This window comes from Paenibacillus sp. FSL R7-0198, from assembly GCF_038000415.1.
In the GTDB taxonomy this organism is placed as follows: Bacteria; Bacillota; Bacilli; order Paenibacillales; family Paenibacillaceae; genus Paenibacillus.
In genome coordinates, this window is the sequence record NZ_JBBOCB010000003.1 from 1 (window position 1) to 11,624 (window position 11,624).

Here is an 11,624-nt window from a genome sequence, read left to right on the forward strand (position 1 = left end):
AACTTTTTGAACACGTATTAGAAGAGGTACTTCGAAAAGTCCGCTTTTGAAGCATTTGTAAAGAATAGGAGAAGTTCGCATGAAGCAATATTTAAGGCAAATTCACCCCTTGGCATGGACCATCATTATCGGAACCATGTTTGGACGTCTTGTAACGTCAATGAGTATCCCGTTTCTATCCATCTATCTGACACGTGTACTAGAAGCTACACCGACCCAGACCGGTATTACTGTGGCCGTTAGCTCGCTGGCAGGTGTAATGGTCAGCTTTTATGGAGGTTATATTTCGGACCGGATCGGGCGCAAAATCGTGATGTTAATCTCGGTATTTAGTTGGGCAGGTGTGTTTTTTATTTTTTCAGCAGCAGAGCATCTATGGGTGTTCTTTGTTGCCAATACGTTAAACGGATTATGCCGCGCAGTATTTGAGCCCACCTCCAGAGCACTGTTATCGGATATTACTTCTCCAGAGAACAAATTGCTGGTGTTCAACCTCAGATATGCTGCAATTAATCTCGGTGTGGTCTTTGGGCCAATTATCGGATTTCAGCTGGGATCATCTGAATCAACGTTTCCGTTTATGATTTCCGGCTTGGTATACATAGCCTATGGACTTGTATTATTTCTACAATTCAAGCTACAGCATGCCAATCTGCCAGAGCGTCATCAGGCAACCGCACCACGTTTGCGTGAAGCACTTATGACCACCGGCTGCGACCGGGTGTTTTTGCCAGTATTAATCGGTACCACATTTTGTGTTCTGGGTTACGGGCACTTTAGTTCTACGTTGGCACAGTACTTGGCGAGGAGCCCGATCTTTGAAAATGGAAGCCAGATGTTCTCATACATGCTTTCCCTGAATGCCGTGACGGTATTGATTATTCAGTATCCGCTTGTGCGAACCTTCCGAAACTTTCCACCGCTTGTTCCTCTGATTGTGGGTAACCTGCTGGTTGCAACCAGTCTGATGATGGTTGGAATCGCTGAAGGTGTACTCATGATGATGATGAGTGTCATACTATTTACCATTGGGGAAGTATTGTTGTTCACGATGATGGATATGCTCATCGACCGGATTGCAAAGCCGGAATGGAAAGGGACGTATTTCGGTACCATCGGCTTCAATAATATCGGTAGTGTCATTGCTCCTGTCATGGGAGGGTTGTTGCTAAGTCAATTTGGAGCGGAGAATGGGCTGGCCGTTTTTGTACCTATTGCGCTGACGACTGCACTGGGAGTACCTTTTCTTCTGATCGCACATAGACGTCTTATTGTTAGAGAGAAGCAAGCCGAATCCACATCATTAAGTATGTAGCGGAAGTTGAAAAGATTAATGACATGAATTAAATAACAATTCAGTTAAAATTATCTTGACGAATGTTAGTCCAGCGAATACAATAAACAACAAATATGTGAAACGGGTGGGATGATGATTATGTTTATGCCTATACAGATTTCGAATCGATAACTGAATACGCATGAGCATAGTGACACTAATCCAATTATTTTGCAATGATCGCGTTGGGACAGTCATGTTTGTGCACCCCTGTCGTGGACGCTCATCATTATTGCGATGCAGAGGAGATACGGGAAATGCTTTGCATTTCATCCGGTCTCTTTTGGTTACAAGCTGTAGATGAACATTAGTTCATCTATGGCTTTTTTGCATGCATTCCGCCCAATTTGTTCACATGGAAAGGAGCGTTTGGAGCGTTATTTTATAAAAAACTAACTTGTTAAAAAGGAGAGTGTACAATGGTCAACTTACGTTCTACATATCAATTATGGGCGAGAAATCCCGATTTTAATGTCATTATGTATGACTCATCCTAGTGGGGATAACAGCGACCAAAAGGTTATTCTGTCATCGTAGTTTCAGTGTAAAGTTCTTTAGTTCACTTTATATAAATAAACCAATAAAGAGGTGGGACCTGTGCCCAAAACAGAGAAAAGCTCCATGTCATGGCTGCTGCGCTATCTAAAACCAGTCAAAGGACGGCTGGCCTTACTTTTAATCATGTTGCTCACATCAACGGGGCTTCAGCTCTTGAATCCACAAATCATCAAACGATTTATCGATACAGCAGCAAGTGGGGGAGTCCTCACCAATCTTGTTCAACTCGCAGGAATATTTCTGGTTGTTGCCGTGTTTAATCAACTCATCACGGTAGCGGTAAGTTATTTGGGGAATGATGTGGCCTGGCGGGCCACGAATCAACTGCGCGGAGATCTGCTGAAGCACTGTCTGCGTCTCGATATGCGTTTTCATAATGAGAAAACACCTGGTGAGATGATTGAACGTGTGGATGGTGACGTAACGAGCATCTCCAATTTTTTCGCGATGTTCATTGTGCAGGTGATCGGGAGTTTTGTACTGCTGGCCGGAATTCTCGGATTCATGTTCAGCGTTAATGTACCCATTGCTTTGGTCATGACCGTGTTCACATTATTATCGATCCTGTTCATGGTCTTCATCCGAAATCTGGGCGTGGACTCTTCCAAAAATGAACGGGCGGCAAGTGCCTCTCTGTTCGGATTAATTGAAGAACGCATTGCGGGGATTGAAGATGTGCAAGCAAATGGTCATGTGCCCTATGTGATGAACCGCTTTTACCGCACGATGCGCACGGTATTCCGTAAGGGGAGAAAAGCCTGGCTGCTACGGGTTATTCCGTGGAATACCACAGTAGTTCTGTTCGCTCTGGCGGTCACTGCGGTGCTTTTGTTGGGTGTGCATTACTATATGGAAGGTCTAATTAGTATCGGAACATTATTTCTGATCTACCAATATACGCAGATGCTGAATGATCCGATTGAGATGCTTGGAGATCAGGTGCAGGAGTTCCAAAAAGCAAAATCAGGCATGCTGCGCTCCAGAGAGCTGTTGTCCATGCACAGTGTGATTGAAGAGGGCAAAGAGGAGCAATTGCCGGAAGGACCGCTTGGGTTGGAATTCAGTCAGGTGCACTTCAGTTATAACCAGGATAAACCGGTATTGCAGGACATTACTTTTGCCATTAAGCCTGGTGAACGTCTGGGAATCATCGGTCGCACAGGTAGCGGCAAATCGAGTCTTAGTCGTGTTCTTCTCCGGCTATACAATCTGGATCGGGGGACGATCCGTGTAGGTGGAACGGATATCACAAAGCTTTCATTACAAGCGCTCTATCGCCGGGTGGGTATGGTGACACAGGACGTGCAGTTGTTTGATGGCACACTGCGTGACAATCTGACCCTGTTCAATGGGGATGTATCGGATTATATGATCAAGGAGACGACGGATCGCCTTGGACTTAGCCAATGGATTAATTCACAACCAGAAGGACTTGATACGTATCTGGCTGCAGGTGGAGCTTCATTGTCGGCAGGGGAAGCACAGTTATTTGCCTTAACCCGCGTATTCCTGACCGAACCAAGTCTGGTTATTCTGGATGAGCCTTCGTCACGTCTGGATGCCGCGACCGAAGGTATGCTGCAATCTGCAATTGATCAGTTAATGAAACAATCCACCGGAGTCATTATTGCTCACCGATTGGCTACGCTGGAGAAAGTTGACCGGATTATGGTGCTCGGTGATGGGAAGGTACTGGAGTTTGGAGCGAGAGAAGAACTTGCCAGTAACCCGGCATCTCACTATGCCAGACTGCTCATTACAGGCCGAGAGGAGGAATTGGCATGACTGTAGCAGGATTTATAGGCCGTTTGTTTCGATTCAGGCCTTTGTTATTTGTAATCAACGGATTGTTATGGTGTATATTTCATTCCTTGCCGCTAGCCATTGGTATTGGAATGCAATGGTTTTTTGATCGCACAACAGTGGGGTCAAATGACTACATGTGGCTTGCTGTGCCGCTTATCTTTATTGCTTTGGTCCGAATGGCACGGGTGGGCACATTTTTTGTAGCCTTCTATGCATGGGTTACGTATCTGTATCATGTTCAGGCGATTTTGCGAACCAACATGCTCGCAGCGATCATGCGCTGGCCGGGGCGTAATCTTCCGGCTTCACCAGGGGAGGCGATGAGTCGCTTTCGGGATGATGTCGATGAAGTCGTCGAGTATGTAGAATCATGGGTGGACTTCTGGGGGCGGCTCGTATTTGCTATTGTGTCGATCGTCATTATGGCGAACATTAATTGGAAGATCACGTTGGTCGCTGTGCTGCCATTGGTAGTTGTGACCTTGCTCAACAACCTGTCCGGGAATCGGGCTCGGAAGTATGCACAGGTTAATCGTGAAGCGACTGGGCGAATTACCAGTTTTATTGCGGAAACGTTTGGAGCAGTGCAAGCCCTGAAACTGGGTCAGGCCGAAGAGAATGTCTCTTCACGTTTTAACCAGTTGAATGAAGATCGTCGCCAGGCTGCACTTCGAGACAATCTGTTCAAGCAGTGGATGAGATCGATGAATCAGCATGTTCTAAGTATCTGTACCGGATTGATTCTACTGATGTGTGCAGCTGAGATGAAAGCAGGGAACTTTACCGTAGGTGATTTTGCCTTATTCACCAGTTATCTGGCCAATATCGGATTTAGCATTTCACTGTTTGGTTATATGGTGTTTCAGCACAAAAGGCTCAAGGTATCGTATGATCGTATGCGTAAGCTATTCCGCCCGGGGGAAGAAGACCAGATCATGGATTCGAGAGAAATCTATCTGTATGAAGATCCGCCGGAGCTTGTAAGTAAACAGAGGGACCCTAAGGAGAAGTTGCAATCTCTTGAGGTGAATAAGCTGACTTATCAATATCCGAATTCTTCAAATGGCATAGAAGAGATCAGTTTCCGTCTGAAACGCGGACAATTTCTTGTTATTACAGGACGGATCGGGTCAGGTAAATCAACGCTTGTACGAACACTTCTTGGACTGCTACCCAAGCAAAAAGGGGACATTCACTGGAATGGAGCGGCTGTTGATCCAGCCACATTCCTGATGCCGCCTAGAGCAGCGTATACCCCGCAAGTACCAAGACTGTTTAGTGATACGTTGAAAGAAAATATCGTCCAGGGCAAACAGGGTAACACCGAGCAAGCACTGGAAAAAGCCATTCGTCTGGCTGTGATGCAGAAAGATATCAAACATCTGGATCAGGGACTTGAGACCCCGGTTGGTCCAAGAGGCGTCATGCTCTCAGGCGGGCAGAGTCAGCGCGCGGCAACAGGACGCATGTTAATGACGGAAGCGGACCTGTTTATCTTTGATGACCTGTCCAGTGCACTGGATGTGGAGACAGAACAACAAGTATGGGAAGGGCTGTTCCAAGAGCCGGATGTCAGCTGCATTGCAGTTTCTCACCGCAGGGCAGCACTTTCCAAAGCAGATCATATTATTGTTATGAAAAATGGACGCATTGAAGCCGAGGGAAGCTTGGCCGAACTGCTTGCCACCAATGAAGAGATGCAGCTGCTGTGGCAAGGGGAGCAAACTCCCGCCAAAGTTGGATAGCTTTACAATTTTGAAAAGATAATAAAAAGCAAAAAAGCCTTACAGGCGACTCCTTGCAAGAGTACAGTCTGTAAGGCTTTTTATCGTTATAACGAGTGGAAAGATGGAATATTTTTATCTCATCATTTGAGCAATCAGGGAATACGCAATGATCACCAGGAAGATAATAGTGATATGGTTAATGGAGAAGATAAACATCCGTTTGGACCATTTCTCTGTTTCTTTCTTATCAAAGGTAGCCACACTAAGAATGAGCCAGGCCAAGCTAACCAGAAATGCCACAATAGCGACAAATGGACTCATCGGCCAGAACAAAAAGCTGGAGATCAGTAACAGTACCAGATACACATTGGTCTGAATGTATGTCCGTCTGATGCCTTTAACAACGGGTAGCATGGGAACACCAGCAGCTTTGTATTCGTCAAAACGACGAATCGCAATCCCGTAAAAGTGAGGCATTTGCCATAAGAGCATCGTAACGACCAATGCCCAGATCTCGAAATGACCCAGTTCCGGTGAAATGGCTGCCCAACCGATGAGTGGAGGCACAGCACCCGAAAGACTTCCCACTTCCGTGTTGTAGATCGTTGTACGTTTGGTCCACATCGTGTAAGGGAACACATACAGCAACAGACCCAAAATACCGAATACAGCAGCGGATGGGGAAGCGATGTACAACATGATGCCCCCGATGATGGTGATTGCAATACCGAGAATCAGACCCGACTTGGTATCTACGCGTCCCGTAACGGTAGGACGTTTCTTCGTACGTTCCATGATCGCATCGATATCACGATCATACAAGTTGTTAAACACCCCTGCAGCTCCAATAATGAGAGAAGACCCAATAAAGGAAAGGATGATTGGTACAATATTAGCTAAGATTGAAGCATCAAATACATATAAAGCCAAACTTAAACCCGCAAACATGGCGATCAGGTTGGACTTGATGATTCCGATTTTGATTGTATCGAAGAAAACTTTCGGAATCGAGCTATACTCCAGGCTGATATTGGTCTGTGAACCATTATTCAATGTTTTCAAGAACTCACTTCCTATATCTATACTTATATATTATGTCGCTATTATACCATTCAATACACTATGTGATTTAATTAACGTTTTAGTATTTAAAATAATGTCATTTGATTGTGAACAATTTAAAAACAAGGTTGTTTTTAATTGTTAAATAATTATTTCTGTGTTACAGGAGAGAATCGAAAAATCCGGAGATAACAGCGATGTGAAGTTTGTTCTGTCATTATAGTGTAAGTGTAAATGTTCTTTTGTTCAACTCACACAGGCTGGATTGAAAAAGATAGATAAAGATATATGTTGCAAAAAGCTTAGGATTTGTTTATTGTAGATATAAGATATCTTTAATGGTCTTTTTAGAAATATTTCTTGTAATCTCCGAATTATCTTCTTTAAGAGAAAGCGGAGGTTATTTTTAAAACATAATTAGAGATATTAAATGTCTGGAAAGGGTGAATAATATGAGTAATATGAATCAACTCTTGGATGTACTTATTATTGGTGGAGGACCAGCGGGGCTTAATGCGGCGCTTGTACTCGGCAGGGCACGTAAGAACGTCGTGGTCATTGATGATGAGACACCGCGTAACTGGGTTACAAGGGAGACTCATGGGTTTGTGACAAGAGATGGGGCAAGTCCACGTGAATTCCGGAAAGCTGCCAAAGAACAGATTGCAGCTTATCCCTCAGTTCAATTTGCATCCGATACGGCAACAGCGATAACAGGTAGCGATGGTGATTTTGTAGTTAAGACTACACAGGGGGCAAGTTATCACACGAAAAAGATTTTGTTTGCGGTAGGTAAGAAAGACCTTCCCTTGGATATTAACGGATTAACAGAGGTCTACGGTAAAAGTGCGTTTGTGTGTCCATATTGTGATGGATGGGAGTTAAGAGACCAATCGCTGGTCATCATCGTTAGTGGAGATAAGGCATTACATATGGCAAAAGTCATATCCGGCTGGACAGAACGTTATACGATCTGTACGAATGGATCAGATTCCTTAACTGATGAGCAGCGTGAAGAGCTGAAGCAGCATCATGTTACTGTATTCGATGCACCGATTCAATCTATTAACTCTGAAGAAGGGATGGTACAGCAAGTTGTACTAAATGACGGTACAGCGATTCCATGCACAGGAGTTTTCTTCCAACCGAAACTGTTTACCGGATCAGAACTGCCGAGAGCCATCGGTTGTGAAATTACAGAGTCGGGAACGGTTATCGTTGATGCTTCCGGCAAAACATCCGTATCGGGTGTATACAGTGCTGGTGATGCAGCTTCCGAGATGTATCAGGCAATCACGGCTGCGTCTCTGGGGGCATTGTCTGCGGTAAGCATTAATAATGAATTGAATTTCGAGAAGTGGGATGAGCCAAGTCATCATTAGAATAAATTAAAACGTCATTGAATCATAACGTCATTGGTTCATACAGTAGGGGATTGCATATGCAATCCTCTATTTGTTGTTATTCAATTTAAACGTTGAACGGTTCAATTGAAAGTAATTCAGCCGGAAGAAAATTTGATATTAAATCAATTTTGGTTTATTGTATTATCAAATGATACAAATTACTATCATTTATAAAATCATCAAAGGAGAGATCACTTATGAATGAAAGCAGAACAGCCATCAAATGGCTAACGAATACCTTGCTCCACGGCGTACAGTTAAGAGGTGATCATCATGAGTGATGCAACTTATATTCCACAACCCAAAATGTATGGACCACTTGGCAATCTGCCCTTAATTGATAAAGAGAAACCAACGCTGTCGCTAGGTGTCCTGGCTGAACAGCATGGACCAATATATCGACTTACGGTTCCCGGTTATTCCGGTTTAATCGTATCTGGACCAGATCTTGTCGCTGAGTTGTGCGATGTGTCCCGATTTGACAAATATGTATACAATGAACTCGAAAATGTACGTGCCTTTGGAGGCGATGGTTTATTTACAAGCAGAACATCGGAGCCCAATTGGAAAAAGGCCCATAACATTCTGCTTCCCACCTTCAGCAAACAGGCCATGAAAGGTTATCATCCCATGATGGTTGATATTGCCGAACAGTTGATCAACAAATGGGCACGCCTCAATTCCAACGATACGATTGATGTTGCGGATGATATGACACGCCTTACGTTGGATACCATTGGACTATGTGGATTTAATTATCGGTTTAACAGTTTTTACAGACAGGACCACAGTCCTTTTATTGAAAGCATGGTTCGGGCATTAAATGAAGCTATGCAGAAGAGTTCCCGTTTGAAAATTCAGAATCTGCTTATGGTGAAAACCAAGCGACAGTTCCAAGAGGATATACAGACGATGTTCTCTCTGGTAGATCAGATTATAGAGGAACGTAAAGCGAGTTCAGCACCCGAAGAGGTCGACTTGCTCGCACGTATGTTGAATGGTAAAGATCCGGAGACTGGAGAAATGCTGGATGATGAGAACATCCGTTATCAGATTATTACGTTTCTCATTGCCGGACATGAAACCACGAGTGGTTTGTTATCTTTTGCTCTTTACTTTCTACTGAAAAATCCGGATTCGCTTCAAAAGGCGTATGACGAGGTGGATCAGATATTGGTCAGTGACTCACCACAGTACGAGGAAATTCTTCAGCTTTCCTATATTCGCATGATTCTCAGTGAATCGTTACGTCTCTGGCCAACCGCTCCGGGATTTGACGTATATGCAAAAGAAGACACGGTTATAGGTGGCAGATATCCCTTGAAGAAAGGGGAAAGTTGCAGTATTCTTCTGCCTCAGCTTCACCGTGACAAAGAGGCATGGGGAGAGGATGCGGAACTTTTCCGTCCAGAGCGATTTGAAGATACAACGAAAGTACCTCACCATGCATATAAACCTTTTGGTAATGGGGAGAGAGCGTGTATCGGCATGCAGTTTGCTTTATATGAAGCAACACTTGTGCTTGGCATGGTCCTCAAACATTTTGAGCTGATCGATTACAGCAATTATGAATTGGATGTTAAACAGACGCTGACGTTGAAGCCGGGAGACTTCAGAATCCAGGTGAAAGCGCGTGAAGTGTCACAAAAGATGAATAAGTCTACCAGATCTATGGAAGAGAAACCTGCTCCTGATGTTCATAAAGACGTAGCAAGTTCCAGTCAAATGGGAGATACCCTGGCCGGTGAAGCAGATGGTAACCCTTCGCTCCTGGTGTTATATGGTTCCAATCTCGGAACGGCAGAAGGCATTGCCAGAGAGCTTGTAGTGAAAGGTCGTTCGTATGGAATCCCAAGTGAAGCAGCCACTCTGAATGAGTGGATGGGCCGCTTACCTCGTCAGGGTGTCGTTCTCATCGTCACTGCTTCGTATAATGGTAAACCTCCGCAAAATGCTACGGCATTTGTAGACTGGTTGAATGGTGCGGGGTCAGAGGAAGCAAGGGATGTAAACTATGCCGTTCTGGGCTGTGGAGATCGGAGTTGGTCCGGGACGTATCAGAGTATTCCTCGATTGATAGATGAGAAGCTTGAAGAATTGGGAGGTAAAAGACTGTTATCCCGAGGTGAAGCCGATGCCGGAGGTGATATGGAGAAACAAGTTGAGACGTGGCAGCATATGTTGTGGCCGCAGGTGTTGAATGCTCTGGGGATCAACGCGGAAGTAGTGAAGCCAACCCTACCAAGCACAAGCAGACTTCAAATGGAGTTTGTCCACGAGAAAGCAGAGATGCCACTTGCACAAACTTATGATGCCAGCTATGCCACGGTTGTAGTCAATAAAGAGCTTCAGGCGCTGGGAAGTGGAAGAAGCACGCGTCACATCGAAGTGTTACTGCCTGAAGGCATGAGTTATAGAGAAGGCGACCATCTTGGCGTTTTGCCTAGCAATCAGAAGCAGAATGTGGATCGGATACTCAGTCGGTTCGGACTACGTGGGGATACTCCGATCCAATTAACTTCGGACGTCAGCCATCTTACACACCTACCACTGAACAGACCCGTCAAAATTCATGAGTTGCTCGCTTATTGTGTGGAATTGCAGACACCAGTCTCCAGAACACAGTTGCAGGAGTTAGCTAATCATACGGTATGTCCACCTCATAAGCGTGAACTGGAAGGCATGTTGGATGAAAACAGCTACAAGGATTATATTCTTGCCAATCGAATCACCATGTTGGACCTGCTAGAAAAGTATGAGGCGTGTGAACTGCCATTCGAAAGGTTCCTTGAACTATTGCCTCCACTCAAGCCCAGATATTATTCAATATCCAGTTCGCCAAGCCTGAATTCAGAGCAAGCGAGCATAACCGTATCGGTAGTAAGAGAGCCTGCATGGAGTGGCAAAGGCGAATACCAGGGAGTTGCTTCATCGTACCTTGCCGGTTGTCCATCCGGAGAACGTATTCTGATGTTTGTGCGTACGCCGGAATCCGAATTTTATTTGCCTAAAGAGGCTGACGTACCGATGATCATGGTGGGACCGGGGACGGGGGTTGCACCGTTCAGAGGTTTCCTCCAGGCGAGAGCTGTCATGAAACAGAGAGGTTTGCCACTGAGTGAGGCGCATTTGTTCTTTGGGTGCAGGAATGTTTCAGATTTCATATATCGTCAGGAGCTTGAGCAATACGAAAGGGAAGGGATCGTTAAGCTACACACTGCTTTTTCTCGTGCAGAAGGCAAGCCCAAAACGTATGTACAGCATCTAATGAAAGAGAATTCCGAAAAGTTAATTCACATGCTGATGAACAAAGGAAAACTCTACGTATGCGGGGATGGAAGCCTGATGGCTCCTGAGGTAGAAGAGACTTTGCAACAAGCATATCAGGAGGTGCATGAAGCAACGATGCAGCAAGCGAAAAACTGGCTCATTCAGCTTCAGGCCGAAGGACGCTACGTGCAAGACGTGTGGGCAGGTAATAAACGAACAGGTGAAACGCCTAAAGCTGTGCATGAGGAGGTACATTAAGACGGAGATGACTCCAACATCTACTAATATACAGTCCTTAATATACTCAAGCTAACAAACAGCCGCTTAATCTGGAGCTTTGTCTCCAAATTAGCGGCTGTTATGATGATCTCACCATGAGCCGTCGCTCGGTTCATTTTCTCACTCCTGAACTGTTAGCGTTTACAATAAAATTTGAAATAAAAATGATTGACAGTCCTT

6 protein-coding genes are annotated in these 11,624 nt (G+C 44.8%); 5 read left to right on the top strand and 1 reads right to left on the bottom strand.

Translation table 11 applies throughout. From position 1 onward, the window contains the following. Positions 1 to 79 precede the first annotated feature (79 nt). The 3 genes from MKY87_RS30670 (at position 80) to MKY87_RS30680 (ending at position 5,445) form a co-directional block, all read left to right on the top strand. Complete coding sequence (locus MKY87_RS30670; RefSeq protein WP_340967797.1) at positions 80 to 1,315, top strand: MDR family MFS transporter; 1,236 nt, start codon at positions 80 to 82, stop codon at positions 1,313 to 1,315. 618 nt (positions 1,316 to 1,933) lie between these two features. After that, complete coding sequence (locus MKY87_RS30675; RefSeq protein WP_340967798.1) at positions 1,934 to 3,679, top strand: ABC transporter ATP-binding protein; 1,746 nt, start codon at positions 1,934 to 1,936, stop codon at positions 3,677 to 3,679. Next, positions 3,676 to 5,445, top strand: coding sequence for an ABC transporter ATP-binding protein (locus MKY87_RS30680; RefSeq protein WP_340967799.1), 1,770 nt, complete (start codon positions 3,676 to 3,678; stop codon positions 5,443 to 5,445). Before MKY87_RS30675 ends, MKY87_RS30680 begins: the two co-directional genes overlap by 4 nt. Before the next feature lie 114 nt (positions 5,446 to 5,559). Here MKY87_RS30680 and cyoE read toward each other — a convergent pair whose 3' ends face one another. After that, positions 5,560 to 6,489 carry a heme o synthase gene (cyoE, locus tag MKY87_RS30685; protein WP_036608378.1) on the bottom strand — a complete coding sequence of 310 codons (930 nt, stop codon included), beginning with the start codon at positions 6,487 to 6,489 and terminating at the stop codon, positions 5,560 to 5,562. Between the two features lie 461 nt (positions 6,490 to 6,950). Here cyoE and MKY87_RS30690 point away from each other — a divergent pair, with 461 nt between their 5' ends. Further along, positions 6,951 to 7,871 carry an NAD(P)/FAD-dependent oxidoreductase gene (locus tag MKY87_RS30690; RefSeq protein WP_340967802.1) on the top strand — a complete coding sequence of 307 codons (921 nt, stop codon included), beginning with the start codon at positions 6,951 to 6,953 and terminating at the stop codon, positions 7,869 to 7,871. Between the two features lie 297 nt (positions 7,872 to 8,168). Continuing rightward, the gene (locus MKY87_RS30695) at positions 8,169 to 11,423 is read left to right on the top strand and encodes a bifunctional cytochrome P450/NADPH--P450 reductase (RefSeq protein ID WP_340967801.1); all 3,255 of its coding nucleotides are present in this window, start codon (positions 8,169 to 8,171) and stop codon (positions 11,421 to 11,423) included. Positions 11,424 to 11,624 lie beyond the last annotated feature (201 nt).

Excerpts from the sequence above, each read along its gene's own strand:
- MKY87_RS30695 (WP_340967801.1), top strand. The coding sequence starts at position 8,169 with ATGAGTGATGCAACTTATATTCCACAACCCAAAATGTATGGACCACTT.
- MKY87_RS30690 (WP_340967802.1), top strand. The coding sequence starts at position 6,951 with ATGAATCAACTCTTGGATGTACTTATTATTGGTGGAGGACCAGCGGGG.
- MKY87_RS30680 (WP_340967799.1), top strand. The coding sequence starts at position 3,676 with ATGACTGTAGCAGGATTTATAGGCCGTTTGTTTCGATTCAGGCCTTTG.
- MKY87_RS30670 (WP_340967797.1), top strand. The coding sequence starts at position 80 with ATGAAGCAATATTTAAGGCAAATTCACCCCTTGGCATGGACCATCATT.